Origin of the sequence: Diaphorobacter aerolatus (assembly GCF_014489535.1) — a bacterium.
In the GTDB taxonomy this organism is placed as follows: Bacteria; Pseudomonadota; Gammaproteobacteria; order Burkholderiales; family Burkholderiaceae_C; genus Diaphorobacter_A; species Diaphorobacter_A aerolatus.
Genome location: NZ_CP060783.1, coordinates 2,640,112 through 2,656,437, shown reverse-complemented (window position 1 = coordinate 2,656,437; position 16,326 = coordinate 2,640,112). Strand labels below are relative to the sequence as shown.

At 64.0% G+C, this 16,326-nt stretch carries 8 protein-coding genes, 3 pseudogenes and 1 riboswitch; of the genes and pseudogenes, 6 read left to right on the top strand and 5 right to left on the bottom strand.

Features of this window, described 5'->3' with window-relative positions; all coding sequences use genetic code 11:
• Positions 1-79: 79 nt before the first annotated feature.
• The 5 genes and pseudogenes from H9K75_RS12460 to H9K75_RS12440 all read right to left on the bottom strand — a co-directional run.
• The gene (locus H9K75_RS12460) at positions 80-1,453 is read right to left on the bottom strand and encodes an aspartate aminotransferase family protein (RefSeq protein WP_187722920.1); all 1,374 of its coding nucleotides are present in this window, start codon (positions 1,451-1,453) and stop codon (positions 80-82) included.
• A 254-nt stretch (positions 1,454-1,707) separates the two neighbouring features.
• A complete protein-coding gene (locus tag H9K75_RS12455; protein WP_187722919.1) occupies positions 1,708-3,579 on the bottom strand; it encodes a phosphoenolpyruvate carboxykinase (GTP) in 1,872 nt (623 codons plus the stop codon).
• A gap of 403 nt (positions 3,580-3,982) precedes the next feature.
• Positions 3,983-4,147: a hypothetical protein gene (locus tag H9K75_RS12450; RefSeq protein ID WP_187722918.1), complete on the bottom strand. Its 165-nt coding sequence runs from the start codon at positions 4,145-4,147 to the stop codon at positions 3,983-3,985.
• 136 nt (positions 4,148-4,283) lie between these two features.
• On the bottom strand, positions 4,284-5,483 hold the full coding sequence (locus H9K75_RS12445; protein WP_187722917.1) for a threonine ammonia-lyase: 1,200 nt from the start codon (positions 5,481-5,483) through the stop codon (positions 4,284-4,286).
• A 469-nt stretch (positions 5,484-5,952) separates the two neighbouring features.
• Positions 5,953-7,247, bottom strand: a pseudogene (locus tag H9K75_RS12440) (acyl-CoA dehydrogenase family protein); the annotation flags it as partial.
• Positions 7,248-7,427: 180 nt separating this feature from the next.
• On the opposite strand from H9K75_RS12440, the pseudogene trpB reads away from it, so the two are divergent.
• From trpB to cobN, 6 genes and pseudogenes are all read left to right on the top strand, one after another.
• Positions 7,428-8,635, top strand: a pseudogene (gene trpB, locus H9K75_RS12435) (tryptophan synthase subunit beta).
• A gap of 145 nt (positions 8,636-8,780) precedes the next feature.
• On the top strand, positions 8,781-8,945 hold the full coding sequence (locus H9K75_RS12430; protein ID WP_187722916.1) for a hypothetical protein: 165 nt from the start codon (positions 8,781-8,783) through the stop codon (positions 8,943-8,945).
• The gene (locus H9K75_RS12425) at positions 8,903-9,337 is read left to right on the top strand and encodes a peroxiredoxin family protein (RefSeq protein WP_187722915.1); all 435 of its coding nucleotides are present in this window, start codon (positions 8,903-8,905) and stop codon (positions 9,335-9,337) included. Before H9K75_RS12430 ends, H9K75_RS12425 begins: the two co-directional genes overlap by 43 nt.
• 169 nt (positions 9,338-9,506) lie before the next feature.
• Positions 9,507-10,856 (top strand): glycerophosphodiester phosphodiesterase family protein, encoded by a 1,350-nt coding sequence (locus H9K75_RS12420; protein ID WP_187722914.1) that lies wholly within the window; start codon positions 9,507-9,509, stop codon positions 10,854-10,856.
• Between the two features lie 111 nt (positions 10,857-10,967).
• Positions 10,968-11,252: riboswitch (cobalamin riboswitch) on the top strand.
• A 181-nt stretch (positions 11,253-11,433) separates the two neighbouring features.
• Positions 11,434-12,483 carry a cobalamin biosynthesis protein CobW gene (cobW, locus tag H9K75_RS12415; protein WP_187722913.1) on the top strand — a complete coding sequence of 350 codons (1,050 nt, stop codon included), beginning with the start codon at positions 11,434-11,436 and terminating at the stop codon, positions 12,481-12,483.
• Positions 12,484-12,496: 13 nt separating this feature from the next.
• A pseudogene (gene cobN / locus H9K75_RS12410) lies at positions 12,497-16,316 on the top strand (cobaltochelatase subunit CobN).
• The last annotated feature ends 10 nt before the right edge of the window (positions 16,317-16,326 follow it).

Below are 16,326 nucleotides of genomic sequence, written 5' to 3'. Positions count from 1 at the left end.
GGCCTCAATGGCAGGACAACAACCCTTTCCTTATTCGCCTGTGATTGGCAGAAAAGAGAAGGGTGAATAACAAAGAGCCTTACTTCTTCGCCTTGGTAATCAGTTGATCGAGCAACACCATGGCCTCGTCGATCTCGCCGCGCGTGATCATCAGCGACGGTGCGAAGGTGATCACGTTCTTGTAGTAGCCGCCCACGTCGAGCACCAGGCCGCGTTTCTGACCGTTGTACTCAAGGCCGCCCTCAAGGCCGATATCCACCATCTTGTCGAGCAGCGCCTTGTTGGGCGTGAAGCCGTCGTCCGTGCAGATCTCGGCACGCAGCGCGAGGCCCATGCCGTCTACATCGCCGATCTCCTTGTGGCGTTTTTGAAGCTCCTTCAGCCCTTCGAGAAAGTAGGCACCGGATTCGCGCACCTGCTTGCCGAAGTCGACCTCGTGCGTCATCTTCATCACTTCGAGACCCAGCGCGGTACCCAATGGGTTCGAGGCGAAAGTCGAGTGGGTGGAGCCCGGCGGGAATATCGTCGGATTGATGAGTTCCTCGCGCGCCCATAGACCCGACAGCGCATTGAGGCCATTGGTCAGCGCCTTCGCAAACACCAGTACGTCGGGCTTGATGCCAAAGTTTTCCACCGACCAAAGCGTGCCCGTGCGCCAGAAGCCCATCTGGATTTCATCGACCACCATCAGCACACCGTGATCGTCGAGCACCTTCTTCAAGCCCTTGAAGAAATTCGGCGGCGGCACCACGTAGCCGCCCGTGCCCTGAATCGGCTCCACGTAAAACGCCGCGTATTCGCACTGGTTGGTCTTGGGGTCCCAGACGGCGTGGTACTCGTTCTCGAACTTGCGCTCAAACTCGCGCACGATCTGCTCCGAATATTCTTCTGCCGTCATGCCCTTGGGGCGACGAAACGGGTACGGGAATGGAATGAATTGCGCGCGATCACTGAAGTGGCCAAAGCGGCGACGATAGCGGTAGCTCGATGTGATCGACGAGGCGCCAAGCGTGCGTCCGTGATATCCGCCTTCAAATGCGAACATCAGGCTCTTGCCGTTGCTGGCGTTGCGCACCACCTTCAGCGAATCTTCGATTGCCTGCGCACCGCCGACGTTGAAATGCACCCGGCCTTGATGACCCCATTTCTTTTCCGCATCTTGCGCAATGAATTTCGCAAGCTCGATCTTGGTGGGATGCAGGTACTGACTTGCGACTTGCGGCAGCTCCCTGAGTTGCTCGATCATCTTCGCCTCAAGACGCTTGTTCTTGTAGCCAAAGTTGACGGCCGAGTACCACATCTGCAGATCCAGATACGGTGTGCCGGCATCGTCGTACATGTAGCTGCCATCGCAACTGGTGAAGATTTTCGGGGGATTGACGTAGTGGACGGTGTCGCCAAACGAGCAGTATCTGGCTTCGTCGGCCAGCAATTGGGCGGTATTGAGGGTCACAGAGAAAGGCTCCAGATTGAACCTGCCAAGTGTCTGCGCGCAATCTTGTCGGGCAGTGAACGGAGCTTGTAGAAATTGTGTAGACGCGCCCTTTGCGTCCGGGCGAGGAGCGCGACACATTCCCACGCCGCTTCCGCATAAGGATGCTTTACGCCTTCACTGAGCGCAAATGAAAAAAGGAGCCCTGCCGATGCAGGACTCCTTTTGGGGTTCTATTCATCACCAACCCGGCCACGCAGGCCGGATTGGGCACGTCAGGCGGCCAGACGCTTTTCGAGTTCGGCCTTGATTTCCAGCATTTCGGCGGGCAGCTTGTGGGCCAGTTTCTCGAAATGCTCGGCATGCAGCTTCATTTCCTCGGCCCATGCGGCCTTGTCGATGCTGGTCACGCTGTCGAACTGCTCGGGAGTGAATTCCACGCCGGACCAGTTGATTTCCGCATACGTGGGAGCCACGCCAAATGCGGTCTGCTGGCCCGTGGCCCTGTTGTCGAGACGGTCCAGCATCCACTTCAGAACGCGCATGTTCTCGCCATAACCGGGCCACACGAACTTGCCATCGGCGTTCTTGCGGAACCAGTTCGTGGTGTAGATCCGCGGCAGTGCGGTCTGGCCGATCTTCTCGATCCTGGTGCCCATGTCCAGCCAGTGCTGGAAGTATTCGGCCATGTTGTAGCCGATGAAGGGCAGCATCGCGAACGGATCGCGGCGCACCACGCCCTGCGCGCCGAACGCGGCGGCGGTGGTCTCGGAGCCCATGGTGGCGGCCATGTAGACGCCTTCGTTCCAGTTGCGCGCCTCGGTCACGAGCGGCACGGTGGTGGAGCGGCGGCCACCGAAGATGATCGCGTCGATTTTCACGCCCTTGGGATCGTCCCAGGCCTCGTCGAGCGCGGGGTTGTTGGTCGCGGCCACGGTGAAGCGGGCGTTCGGGTGCGCTGCCTTGGCACCGGTTTCCTTGGCGATCTGGGGTGTCCAGTCCTTGCCCTGCCAGTCGATCAGGTGATCGGGCAGCTTGCCGTCGTGGTCCTTTTCCATGCCTTCCCACCAGACGTCGCCGTCATCGGTCAGCGCGACGTTCGTGAAGATCACATCCTTGTCGAGGCTGGCCATGCAGTTCGGGTTGGTGTGGTAGTTCGTGCCCGGAGCCACGCCGAAGTAACCGGCTTCGGGGTTGATGGCGCGCAGGCTGCCGTCGGCCTGGGGCTTGATCCAGGCGATGTCGTCGCCGATGGTGGTGACCTTCCAGCCGTCGAATGCGGCCGGAGGAACCAGCATCGAGAAATTGGTCTTGCCGCAGGCGCTAGGGAACGCTGCCGCAACATGCGACTTCTTGCCCTCGGGATTGGTCACGCCGAGGATCAGCATGTGCTCGGCCAGCCAGCCCTGCTCGCGGCCCATGGTGGACGCGATGCGCAGCGCCAGGCACTTCTTGCCCAGCAGCGCGTTGCCGCCGTAGCCCGAACCGTAGGACCAGATTTCGCGGGTTTCGGGATAGTGGACGATGTACTTGGTCTTGTTGCAGGGCCAGGACGTCGTGTCCTTCTCGCCCGCTTTGAGCGGCGCACCGATGGTGTGCACGCAGGGCACGAACTCGCCTTCGGTGCCGATCACGTCGTACACGGCCTTGCCCATGCGCGTCATGATCTTCATGTTCACGGCCACATAGGCGCTGTCGGACAGCTCCACGCCGACGTGCGCAATCGGCGAGCCGAGCGGGCCCATCGAGAACGGCACGACGTACATCGTGCGGCCTTCCATGCAGCCGTCGAACAGCGGGTTCAGCGTGGCGCGCATTTCTGCGGGTTCCATCCAGTTGTTGGTCGGGCCCGCGTCTTCCTTCCTGGCCGAGCAGATATAGGTGCGGTCTTCCACACGGGCCACGTCCGACGGATCGGACCAGGCGAGAAAACTGCCGGGGCGCTTGGCGGGATTGAGCTTCTTGAACGTGCCCGCGTCGACCAGTTGCTGGCAGAGCGCGTCGTACTCTTGTTGCGAACCGTCGCACCAGTGAATCCTGGCGGGCTTGCAAAGGGCCGCCATGTCGGCAACCCAGGCGATCAGCCGGGCATTCTTGACATATGCGGGTGCCTGAATATTCAGGCCGTGCATCGTGGGTGCGTTCATCTCGGAGCTTCCTAATGTTGAAAAAACAGTTTTTTCAAAGGAAGCGGCAACGCGAGCGAGAAAGACCGGGGGTAGGAGCGTCGGGGCAAGGCGCGTGTTCCACAATTCCGTCGTCTGTCTGCTGAGCACTGCCTTTGAAAAAACGGCTTCTCGCTCCTTCGGCTGACACTCGCGATCCGGGGAAACCGTGAGTCACCTCATCTATCCCGCACTTTTTTATTCGTTCGCGCCAAGCCGATTGGGGTGTCAATTTTATGAATCGGACTTGCGTTTGTCTCGTCAAAACGACCGAAAACTATGCAAACGACGCATAGGGTTATGCGATTCAAAGCATCTCAAGCATTGACGAGGAACAAAAAAGCCCTGCGTCGCAGGGCCTTGTAGCGAGAGCCGAAACCGGGAATCAGGCCATGCTCACCGCGATGAATGCCAGCAGGAACATCATCACCGCGCCCACGACGGGCAGAACGACGGGGATGAGCGGCACCACGGTTTCCGTGACATCGCGGGCGTGCGCGGCCTCGACGTCGGCTTGATTGGGGGCAATGTCGTGATGATCGTGGGCCATGCGGTGTCTCCTCGTTCAGTTCGGCGATATGACGGTGGTGCGCAGCGGATCGATGCGACCCCTGCGCCTTGATATGCCGCAAGTTTACGCGAACACGGGCACAGGGGCCGGTTTTGCCCCTGAGCATCCCGACGGTTCACATCAGGTCTGCCTCCATGCCCGACGCGCGCAGTTGCTCGAGCACCTGCTGCACGTGGTCCCTGCCACGCGTTTGCAGCACGAGTTCGATCTCCACGTTCTGCGCGGCCAGCAGCGTGAATGCGCGCTGGTGGTGCACTTCATCGATGTTTGCGCCGGCCGCCGCGACCGTTGCCGTGATGCGCGCGAGCACGCCGGGCACGTCGCGGGCGCTGACCTTGATGCGCGCGAGCCGCCCCGAGCGCACCATGCCGCGCTCGATGATGGCGGCGAGCAGCAGCGGGTCGATGTTGCCGCCGCTCAGCACCAGTCCCACCTTCTTGTCCCGGAAACGCTCGGGATAGCGCAGCAGCGCCGCCAGACCCGCCGCACCCGCGCCTTCGACCAGTGTCTTCTCGATTTCGAGCAGCATCAGCACGGCCTGCTCGATGTCGCCTTCCTGCACCAGCACGAGGTCGTCCACGAGACGCGCGATGATTTCCTGCGTGATCTGCCCGGGCTGGCCGACGGCGATGCCCTCGGCGATGGTCGAGCTGCCCTGCTCGTGGTGCGTGCCCTTGATGGCATTGACCATCGCGGGAAAACGCGCGGTCTGCACGCCGATGATCTCGATGGACGGCTTGAGCGCCCTGGCCGCCGTGGCAATGCCCGCGAGCAGGCCGCCACCGCCGATGGCGATGACCAGCGTGTCGAGATCGGGCTGCTCGGCCAGCATCTCAAGGGCAATCGTGCCCTGACCGGCGGCGATCTGTTCATCATCGTAGGGATGCACGAACGTCAGGCCGCGCTCTTCGGCCAACTGGTAGGCGTGGGCGCGGGCTTCCTCGAGTGCGTCACCGAACAGCACCACCTCGGCACCAAAGCCGCGCGTGCGCTCCACCTTCACGCCGGGGGTGAAGCGCGGCATCACGATGACCGCCTTCATGCCCATGCGCTGCGCGTGATAGGCCACACCCTGCGCGTGGTTGCCCGCGCTCATGGCCACCACGCCACGCGCGCGCTCCTCGGCGGAGAGCTGGCTGAGCTTGTTGCAGGCGCCGCGCTCCTTGAACGAGGCGGTGAATTGCAGGTTCTCGAACTTGAGAAACACCTGCGCGCCGACGATCTGCGAGAGTGTTCTCGATTCGACGCAGGGCGTGTCGAGCACCTGCCCTTGAAGGCGGGCCGCGGCTGCCTGGATGTCTTGGAACTGAAGCATGATGGAGCAAGATTGTGGCGCAGTCCGAGGACGCTGCCATGACAGACACTGCCGCCAACCATGGCTTGCGTGACTGCGCATCACGCGGGCAGCGCGCGTTCCAGCAGTGCATCCACGTCCATGCCGCGGATGTCCACGGCACCGACGACTCCGCCCAGCCCATGGGACTCGCGAGCCGCGTGGCGATGAAGGCGTCGGCTACGAATTCGGGCGCGTGGCGCTTGAGCAGGCAGGCCTTTGCAACCAGCACCAGCCGCTGCACCAGCAGGCGGGCCATTGCCTCAAGCTGATCGGGCGGCGCGGAAAACAGCGCCTGCAATTCGTGCAGGGCCTTGGCGATGCGCGGCTCGTCGAGCGCGGCGTTGCTGAAGTCGGCATGTAGCAGCTCCAGCGCATCGCGCTCGCGCGCGAGCGCACGCAACACGTCGAGGCACATCACGTTGCCCGAACCTTCCCAGATCGAATTCACCGGCGCCTCGCGGAACAGGCGCGCGACGATGCTGTCGTTCACGTAGCCATTGCCGCCAAGGATTTCCATCGCCTCGCCCGTGATTTCCACGCCGCGCTTGCAGACCCAGAATTTGGCGGCGGGCGTCATCACGCGCTTCCATGCACGCGCCAGCGGATTCGCGTGCGTTGCGTCGTCTTCATAGGCCTGCGCGAGATGCATCGCAAGCACGAGCGCCGCCTCGCTCTCCAGAGCCAGATCGGCTAGCACCGCACGCATCAGCGGCTGTTGCACAAGCTGCTTGCCGAAGGCCGCGCGCCTGCGTGTGTAGGCAATCGCCTGAACGAGCGCTGAGCGCACGATGGCGGCGCTGCCGATCACGCAGTTCAGGCGCGTGTAGGTGGCCATCTCGATGATCGTGGGAATCCCGCGTCCCTCTTCGCCAATCAGCGTGCCGATGGCGTCGACGAATTCCACCTCGCTGCTCGAATTGCTGCGATTGCCGACCTTGTCCTTGAGGCGCTGCACCACGACGCCATTGCGCGTGCCGTCGTCTCTCCAGCGCGGCACGAAGAAGCAACCGAGCGGACCATCGGCGGTGCCGAGCCGCGCAACGACCAGATGCGCATCGCTCATCGGCGCGGAATAAAACCACTTGTGCCCGTTGATCCGGTACGCCGCGCCGCGTCCGCCCGCGCCGACCGCCGTCGCCAGCGTGGTATTGCTGCGCACGTCCGATCCGCCTTGCTTTTCGGTCATTCCCATGCCGATCCACAGACTTGTCTTTTCATGGATGGGCGCATCGCGCGCGTCGTATGAACGGCTCATCAGCTTGTCGCCAAGCGCTTCCCACAAGGCGGGCTCGCGTTGCAACAGTGGAATGCTCGCCTGGGTCATGGTTGCGGGCACAGCGTGCCCTGCTCGACCTGACCGTGCAGATAAAAGCCAGCGGCCCATGCGCTCCATCGGCCTTGTTGCCGGAGATCTTCAAACGGCAGCGACACCAGCCCGCGTTCGCGATACATGCCGAGCAGCGCATGCCACGCGGGATGAAACTCCACGCTGTCGATGCGCTCGCCGCGCGTGTCGAAGCCGTGCAATTGCGGCGCATGCCGGTTGGCAAGTTCCGCCAGCTCGAAACTCTGCGCATTGCCCAGTTGCTGCGCGTAGATATCGAGCCACGGCATGGCCCAACCCGCCTGCGCACGTGTGATCGCTTCCTGTAGCGCCGGATCGGTGGCCAGAAGGTGATGGCCGGTCCAGTCGCGAAACTGGTTGCCGGGCAGGTCCCGTGGATGCGTGGTGGATGCTGGCATAGCGCCTCCGTTGCACAACGTTCGCCGAGTGTAGGCACAAGCCGCGCGCGCCGCCATGCTGGATTTCGCGCGGTAGGGTATCGCCTCGGTGAGCAACCCCTGGCATGAGCCACGAATATGGTATGAATGCGGGTTGTCAAAAGCCACCATTCACCACAGATATTCCGGGAGAAGACCTTCATGACGAACAAGCTCGACGCCGCAGCGATGCCCGATGCCAATGGCTTCTTTGGCGCTTATGGCGGGCAGTTGGTGCCACCGCATCTCAAGCAGGCGATGGACGACATCGGCAAGGCGTATGACGAGATCGTGCAGCGTAAGGATTTTCAGGACGAACTCGCGCAACTGTTTGCCGACTACGTCGGTCGCCCGAGCCCGATCTTTCACGCGCGGCGGCTGTCGGAACAGCTCGGCGGCGCGCAGATTCACCTCAAGCGCGAAGACCTGAATCACACGGGCGCGCACAAGATCAACCACTGCCTTGGCGAAGCGCTGCTCGCGAGGTTCATGGGCAAGACCAAGGTGATCGCCGAGACCGGCGCGGGCCAGCACGGCGTGGCACTGGCGACGGCATGCGCGCTGGTGGGCATTCCGTGCGAGATCCACATGGGCCAGGTCGACATCGAGAAGGAGCATCCGAACGTCACCAAGATGCGCATCCTGGGCTGCAATCTGGTGGCCGTCACGCGCGGCCAGGCGACGTTGAAGGATGCGGTGGACAGCGCGTTCGAGGAGTATCTGAAGGACCCGGTCAACACGCTCTACGCCATCGGCTCGGTGGTCGGTCCGCATCCGTTTCCGAAGATGGTGCGCGATTTCCAGGCCATCGTCGGCCGCGAGGCGCGCGAGCAATTTCAGAAGAAGCACGACAGGCTGCCCGAGTATGTGAGCGCCTGCGTCGGTGGCGGCTCCAATGCGATGGGCATCTTCACCGCGTTCCTGAACGATGAAGGCGTCAGGCTCGTCGGCGTCGAACCCGCAGGCGAGGGCGTGGACAAGCCGGGCAAGCACGCGGCCACGCTGTCGGTCGGCAAGCCTGGCGAGATCCATGGCATGAAGTGCTACGTGCTGGAGAACGCCGATGGCACGCCGGCCGCCGTGCACTCGATTGCATCGGGCCTCGACTACCCGGGAGTCGGGCCGCAGCACAGCTATCTGAAGGACATTGGCCGCGTGTCCTACGAGAGCGTGGACGACCAGGAAACGCTGGACGCCTTCATGACGCTGTCGCGCGTGGAAGGCATCATTCCGGCGCTCGAGAGTTCGCACGCGGTCGCGTGGGCGATGCGCATCGCCCCGGGCTTTCGAAGGACGTGAACATCCTCGTGAACCTCTCGGGCCGTGGGGACAAGGACGCGGACTACGTCGCCAAAAAGCTGGGCCTCTGAGGCCTGAGCACCGCAACGCTGTACGTCCCGACATACCCCGAACAGGGTAGTAACTTTCGTTAGCAACGCAACGCCTGGCTCCAGAGGTTGCCGACTCGATGATCGCGGGCCTACACTCGTTTCCCATCCCGAGAGGAGGCGAGTCATGCGAAGACAAAGCCGGAGTCAGGCCCCTGTTTATGTGGGCCTGATGGTGTTCGTCATCTGCTGGATCCTGTCCAGCGCCGCACACGCGTGGCAGTCCGAACTGGGGGACAGGCCCGGGCCATGGAGCAGGTCGAGCTGGTCAACGGCCAGCCCGTCGATCTGAACCAGTACGCGGGCAAGCCACTGGTGATCTACTTTGGCGCGGACTGGTGCGCGCCCTGCGTCGCCAACGGGCGACCGGCGGTCATCGACGCGTTCAACAAGTACCAGGCCAGGGGTCTGCAGGTGCTGTTCGTCGATCTCGACGACCCGTTCAAGTTTCGCGGCAAGAAGATCAACGAGTCCCGCGAGCTCGGCCTGCCGATCGCCATGCGGGCAGCGCCTGCGGCGGGCCGGGAAAAGATGCGCCAGTTCGACTTCGGCACCTTCGGAAGGATCCAGGTCGTGCCCACCGCCATCGTGCTCAACCGCGAGGGCAAGGTGGTCGCCAAGATCGAGCAGGGCACGCGTCTGCGCGATGAACTCGATGGAGCGGTTGCGCCGCTGATGCGTTGAAGGTCCGCGCGGTGTTCGACGACAATCGTGAGAACCGGTTGTCATTTGCCTGCCGCGCCTTCGCAAAGCCGTCACGAAATCTTCATGTGGCGACCCGAACATGGCAGGCCGACTGTCTCGCGAGAACCGGTCGTTGCAGAACTATTTCAACTTTCATACAGAACACGCTATGTTCAAGTTCCATCGATCCAGCCGTCTGCTCTCCCTGACAGCCGTTGCGTGCGCCACGCTGATGATCTCCGCCTGCGGCGGCAGCGACGACGACGACTCGCCCTACAAGACGCTCGACGGTTCGCCGCCGCAGATCATCGCGCACCGTGGACTCTCCGGCTACTTCCCCGAGCAGACGCGCATGGCCTACGAAAAGGCGGTCGACGCGGGCGCGGACATGATCGAGATGGACATGCACCTCACGCGCGACTGCCAATTGGTGGCGCGCCACAATGCATGGCTTGGTGACAACACCAATGTGCAGGAGGTCGCCAAGACCAACGCCCAGGTGGCCCAGCGCAAGCGCACGACGCCCGGCGTACTGGTCGATGTGAAATACCCGGCCAAGCCCGAGAACGGCCCGGCCAAATACCTGTCGGATCAGGCCGATCCGCTCAAGGCACTCGTGGTGGATGGCGAGGACCACACCAACGACTGGTCGATCAGCGACTTCACGATGCAGGAGCTGCGCGACTGGATCGCCGGAACCACGCTGGACAACCGCAGCGAGCGCCCGACCGAATACAACGGCAAGCTGCCCATCATCAGCGCGCAGGACGTGATCGACATCGCCGTTGCCAAGGGCAAGGAGCAAAAGCGCACCATCGCCGTCTACGCGGAAACCAAGAATCCGTACTGGAACAACCAGCAGGCCATCGCCAACGGCTGCGGCAAGCCGGGCAGCTCGCCGCTCGAGGACGCGACGCTCGCGCTGCTCGAAAAGAACAAGCTCAACACCAAGGGCTCGCCGATCTACATCCAGAGCTTCGATCCGGCCAGTCTCAAATACCTGCGCAAGGCCGGCATGAAGGCCAAGGGCGTCCAGCTGATTGATGGCAACGACATCGATTACAGGGACGGCTCGATGATCTTCATCACCAACGACGAGTGGACCTTCATCAGCGGCCGTCCCTACAGCTGGACGCTGGCAGGCGATGCGCGCACCTTCGCCGAAATGCTCACGCCCGCCGGACTCGCGGAAATCAAGACCTATGCCGACGGCATCGGCCCGTGGAAGCCCGAAGTGCTGGCGCATTCCGTCGTGCCGTACAAGGAAGGCGCAGGTCTCAAGGACGTGAACACGCTCAAGGACACGGGGCTGATCGCGCGGGCGCACAAGGCGGATCTCGTGGTGCACAGCTTCACGTTCCGCAACGAGCCGGGCCGCCTCGCGGGCATCTACAAGGGTGATCCGCTCGCCGAGTTCCTGACCTATTTCCGCCTTGGCATCGACGGCGTGTTCACCGACTTCGCCAACACCGGCGTGCAGGCACGCGCCGCGTATGACAAGGAACTCGGCCTGAAATAACCGGGCGGCGCCGACGCGCTTTTCCGCATTTCACGCAGGGGATGAACGATAATTCCCAGCGGCGGTTCGGCCTCTCGGTCGAGCCGCCAGATTCGAAGGTGCCCTTCGGTTTGCGACGCTGCAAGCAGCGGCCACCCGCAGACCAGGGGTTCAACGAGAAGCAGGTGCGCGGCCACTCCAGCATGGAGACCGCCATTCCTGCGCTGCCCCCGCAACGGTAGGCGAAATCTCAGGTCCGCACGCTGGTCTTCCAAAAAAGGATCGGCAGTCACTGCGTCGCAATGCCAATCGACGTGGGAAGGCGCTGGACTGAGTCTGCATCCACGCTGTGCATCGCACAGCGCGCATTGCAGACGTTTCGCAAGCCCGGATACCGGCCTTCGCATCGCTTCGGACGCCGCGGGAGTGCGCATGTTCGGGCCGGTCGATGCGTCAGGTCAGGTGCCCGTTCCTCACGGCGCGCTTTCCCGCCTCTGCCCATGCCCCATGCCCGGACCGTGGTGTGTTTTGTTTGACTGAATCAACAGACCACCAATGGACTTCGCGGGTGTGCGAGGTCCGCAAAGGACTTGTGAGCATGAATCTCGCCAAAATCCCCGTCACCATCGTCACCGGCTTTCTTGGCAGCGGCAAGACCACGCTGCTGCGCCACATTCTGGACAACGCGAACGGACGCCGCATCGCCGTGGTCGTCAATGAGTTCGGCGAACTCGGCATCGACGGAGAAATCCTCAAGGGCTGCGGCATCGGTTGCGACGACAGCGGCAACGAAGTACAGGGCGCGCTCTACGAACTGGCCAATGGCTGCATGTGCTGCACGGTGCAGGAGGAGTTCTTTCCCGTCATGAAGGAACTCGCGGCGCGCCGTGAGCAGATCGATGCGGTGCTCATCGAGACCTCGGGCCTTGCGCTGCCCAAGCCGCTGGTGCAGGCGTTCCAGTGGCCGGAGATCGCCAATGTGTTCACCGTCGATGCCGTCGTGACCGTGGTCGATACGCCCGCCACGGCCAGAGGCCAGTTCGCCGCGCATCCGCAGGCGGTCGAGGAGCAGCGCCGTGCCGATCCGAATCTGGACCATGAATCGCCGCTGCACGAGCTGTTCGAAGACCAGTTGAGCGCTGCCGATCTGGTGGTGCTCAACAAGGTCGATTGCGTCGATGCCGCAGCGCTTGAAAAGGTGCGTGCACTGGTGCGCGAGGAATTGCCCGCCGGGGTGAAGATCGTGCATGCATCGCACGGGCAGCTTCCGTTTGACGTGTTGCTCGGGCTCTCGAAGGCCGCCGAGACCACCATCGATGCGCGCCTGAGCCATCACGATCACGAAGAGGACCATGACCACGACGCGTTCGATTCGCTGGTGATCGAGCTGCCTGCCGTCTCCCGCGAACGCTTGCTCGCCGCCATCGAGGACCTGGTGAGCGCGCACGACATCCTGCGCGTCAAGGGCTTTGCGCATATTCCGGGCAAGCCGATGCGCTGGCTGGTGCAGGGCGTGGGTCGCCGCATCGACACGCAGTTCGACCGCGCATGGCGGCAAGACGAGCCGCGCGCCACCCGCCTGGTGTTCATTGGCCAGAGCCTCGACGCGGTGGCGCTGCGCGAAGGGTTGAAGCACGTGGCGGCCTGACCGGGGACTCGCCATGCACTTGCTCAGCACCCGCCCGGGCGGATTTGTGGAGGATGAGGGCATCGTCACGCGCCTGGATCAGACGCCTGCCGACGTGGTGATCCTCAGTTCGGCGGACACCACGCTCGCGCTGCTCGCGCAGGCCGCGGCATCGCTGCACGCGCAGCAGCCGGACTTCCCCGAAATTCGGCTCGCCAACCTGCTGCATCTGCGCCAGCCCGCGTCGCTCGACCTGTATGTGGACGAGGTGTTGCAGCATGCCAAGGTGGTGGTGGTCGATCATCTGGGCTCCGAATCCGCGTGGCCCTATGGCGTGCAGCAGATCACGGCACTGGCGCGGCGGCGCGGCCAGCGGCTTGCGATGTTCTCGGGCGATCTGCAGGAAGACCTGCAACTGCTCGCGCGCAGCACGCTGCCGTTGCCGGTCAGCCGTCTGCTGTGGCAATACCTGCGCGCGGGCGGCCCCGACAACGCGAGCGGTTTCCTGCGCGCCGTGGCGTTTCATGGTCTGGCGCTCGGCAGCGAACCCCGCCGCCGCGCACCCTGCCGCAGATCGCCGTGCACGTGCCGTCGGCGCTGTGCGCATCGCACGCGGTCGCGGGGATCGATGATCTGCGCGCCGCATGGCATGAGGGCGCGCCGGTCGTGGCGATCACGTTCTACCGCGCGCATCTGCTGTCGGGTAATACCGCCGCGTTCGATGCGCTGGCGCTGGCAGTTCATGCGCGCGGCATGAATCCGCTGCCCGTGGCGCTCGACTCGCTCAAGGACGGGCTCTGCCTGTCCGTCTTCCAGACGCTGTGCAGCGAGCATGGCGTGGCGCTGGTGCTCAACACCACGGCATTTTCGGCAGTCGGTGAAGACGCCACGCTCGCCGCAGATGCACCCGTGTTACAGGTGATCGCAAGCGGCGGCAATCGCGATGACTGGCTCGCCGACAGCCAGGGCCTGCGTCCGCGCGACATCGCGATGCAGGTGGTCTTGCCCGAGATGGATGGCCGCATCATCACGCGTGCCGTGAGCTTCAAGGGGCTGTCGCATCGCTGCCCGATCACGCAGACGGACGTGGTGGCCTACCAGCCCGAGCCGGATCGCATCGACTTCGTGGCCGAACTCGCCGAGCGCTGGTGCCGCCTGCGCAGCACGCCGAACGCCGACAAGCGCATCGCGCTGGTGCTGGCCAACTATCCCGGCAGCGAGGGCCGCATCGGCAGCGGCGTGGGGCTCGATACGCCGCAGTCGGTGGTCACCATCCTGCAAGCACTGGCGCGCGATGCGTATGCGCTCGGTGACGTCGGGGCGTTGCCCGCATCGGGCGAGGCACTCATGCAGACGCTGCTGCAAGGCATTGCCAACGATCCCGCCGCCTGGCCGCTGCGGCCCGCGTTGCAGAGCTATGCGCTGGCGGACTACGAGAAGCGTCTTGCCCGGCTTGCGCCCGGCATGGCCGAGGCGATCCATGCGCGCTGGGGCACGCCGCATGACGATCCCGCGTTGCGCGAGGGCCGCTTCATGATTGCGGGCTTGCGCCTGGGCGCGGTGTTCGTGGCATCCAACCGGCGCGTGCGCTGCTCGATACCGGCGACGGCAGGGGCATGGGCGCGCAGGACTATGCGAGCTATCACGACGCCGAACTGGTGCCGCCGCACGGCTATCTCGCGTTCTATTTCTGGCTGCGCGATGTCTGGCATGCGGATGCAATGGTGCACGTGGGCAAGCATGGCAATCTCGAATGGCTGCCGGGCAAGAGCCTCGCGTTGTCTGCGCAATGCTGGCCCGATGCGATTCTCGGGCCGCTGCCGCATCTGTACCCGTTCATCGTCAACGATCCGGGCGAGGGTGCGCAGGCCAAGCGGCGCAGCCAGGCGGTGATCATCGACCATCTGATGCCGCCACTCACGCGCGCCGAAAACCACGGCCCGCTACAGGATCTGGAGCGGCTGGTCGATGAGTTCTACGACGCGCTGCTGGTCGATCAGCGTCGTGCCGAATGGCTGCGCAGGCAGATTCTCGCCATCGTGCGCGAGCAGCATTTGCTCCAGGATCTGCCGCGTGATCCGGCGCGTGCGGGGAGCGACGAAGAAGATGATGATGATGCGCTGCTCGCGCGCATCGACGCCTATCTCTGCGAACTCAAAGAAACGCAGATCCGCGACGGCCTGCACGTGTTCGGGCAATCACCGCAGGGCACGCAGCGCCGCGACACGCTGCTCGCGCTTGCGCGCTTTCCGTCCGATGGCGACCGCCCAGGCATGTTGCAGGCGCTTGCCGACGATCTGCTCGGCGCGGATTTCGATCCGCTTCGCATCGAACCCGCGCGTGCGTGGGCCGGTGCGCGCCCGCTGGCGTTGCAAGAGGTGAGCGATGAGCCCTGGCGGCACGAGGGCGACACGCGCGAGCGGATCGAGCTGCTCGCGGCGCGCTTGATCGACAAGCCCGAGCCCGCCGCAGAATGGCCGCAGACACGGGCGGCGCTCGCGCATCTGCACGACACGCTGGCCCCGGCGCTCGATGCCTGCGGCGAGCAGGAAATCACCCAACTGCTGCGTGGCCTCAACGGGCGATTCGTACCTGCCGGGCCGAGCGGCTCGCCATCGCGCGGGCGTCCCGATGTGCTGCCGACCGGGCGCAATTTCTACACACTCGACAGCCGCGCCATCCCCACGCCATCGGCGTGGGAGCTAGGTCAGCAGGCCGCCGCGAAGGTGCTCGAACGCTATTTGCAGGAGCACGGCGAATACCCGCGCACGCTGGGCCTGTCGGTGTGGGGCACGGCCACCATGCGCACCGGTGGCGACGACATCGCCCAGGCGTTTGCGTTGATCGGCGTTCGTCCGAAATGGGCCGCGGGCAGCCATCGTGTCGTGGACTTCGAGGTCGTTCCGCGTGTGGGTCTCGGGCGTCCGCGTGTCGACGTGACGCTGCGCATCTCGGGCTTCTTTCGCGATGCGTTTCCGAACGTCGTGCAGATGTTCGATGCGGCCGTGCAGGCGGTTGCCGCACTCGACGGCGAGGACGCAGAGGAAAACCCGATCCGTGCGCGCATCGACGAGGAGCGCGCCGCATTGCAGGCCGATGGCATGGCCGAGGAGGCAGCGCGCAGGCAGGCAGGCTGGCGCGTCTTCGGCGCTCCAGCGGGACACTACGGATCGGGCCTGCAAGGCATTTTCCAGACCGGTGCGTGGCAGAGCGAGGACGATCTGGCGCGTGCCTATCTGCAATGGAGCGCGTTCGCCTATGGGCAGGACGCCGATGGCGTGCCCGCGCTCGGTGCGCTCACACGGCGTCTCGGCCAGCTCGACGTGGCGCTGCAAAACCGTGACAGCGGCGAGCATGACGTGCTCGATTCGGGCGACTATTTCCAGTTCCACGGCGGCATGGCGGCGGCCGCCACGCATCTCTCGGGCAGGCAGCCCGCGCTCTACCACGGCGACCACGCCAACCCGCAGCAGGCCAGGGTGCGCAGTCTGGGCGAGGAAATCGCGCGCGTGGTGCGGGCGCGCGTGACCAATCCCAAATGGATTGCCGGAGCCATGCGCCACGGCTACAAGGGCGCGTTCGAGATGGCGGCGACCGTGGACTATCTGTTTGGATTCGACGCCACCACGCACCAGGTGGCCGATCACCATTACGCCATGGTGACGGATGCGTATCTGCTCGATGAGCGGGTGCACGATTTTCTGGTGCGGCACAACCCCGACGCGCTGCGCGACATGACGAACCGGCTGCTCGAAGCCATGCAACGCGGCCTGTGGGAAGAGCCGAGCGACTACCGCGAGAAGCTCGAAGACCTGCTGCTCGACCATGAGCAGCGCATGGAAGGACGAGGATGAAGAAAATGAA

Bases quoted from the DNA above. Each gene is read 5' to 3' on its own strand.
- H9K75_RS12455 (WP_187722919.1), bottom strand. From the start codon at position 3,579: ATGAACGCACCCACGATGCACGGCCTGAATATTCAGGCACCCGCATAT.
- H9K75_RS12450 (WP_187722918.1), bottom strand. From the start codon at position 4,147: ATGGCCCACGATCATCACGACATTGCCCCCAATCAAGCCGACGTCGAG.
- H9K75_RS12445 (WP_187722917.1), bottom strand. From the start codon at position 5,483: ATGCTTCAGTTCCAAGACATCCAGGCAGCCGCGGCCCGCCTTCAAGGG.
- H9K75_RS12430 (WP_187722916.1), top strand. From the start codon at position 8,781: ATGCGAAGACAAAGCCGGAGTCAGGCCCCTGTTTATGTGGGCCTGATG.
- H9K75_RS12425 (WP_187722915.1), top strand. From the start codon at position 8,903: ATGGAGCAGGTCGAGCTGGTCAACGGCCAGCCCGTCGATCTGAACCAG.
- H9K75_RS12420 (WP_187722914.1), top strand. From the start codon at position 9,507: ATGTTCAAGTTCCATCGATCCAGCCGTCTGCTCTCCCTGACAGCCGTT.
- cobW (WP_187722913.1), top strand. From the start codon at position 11,434: ATGAATCTCGCCAAAATCCCCGTCACCATCGTCACCGGCTTTCTTGGC.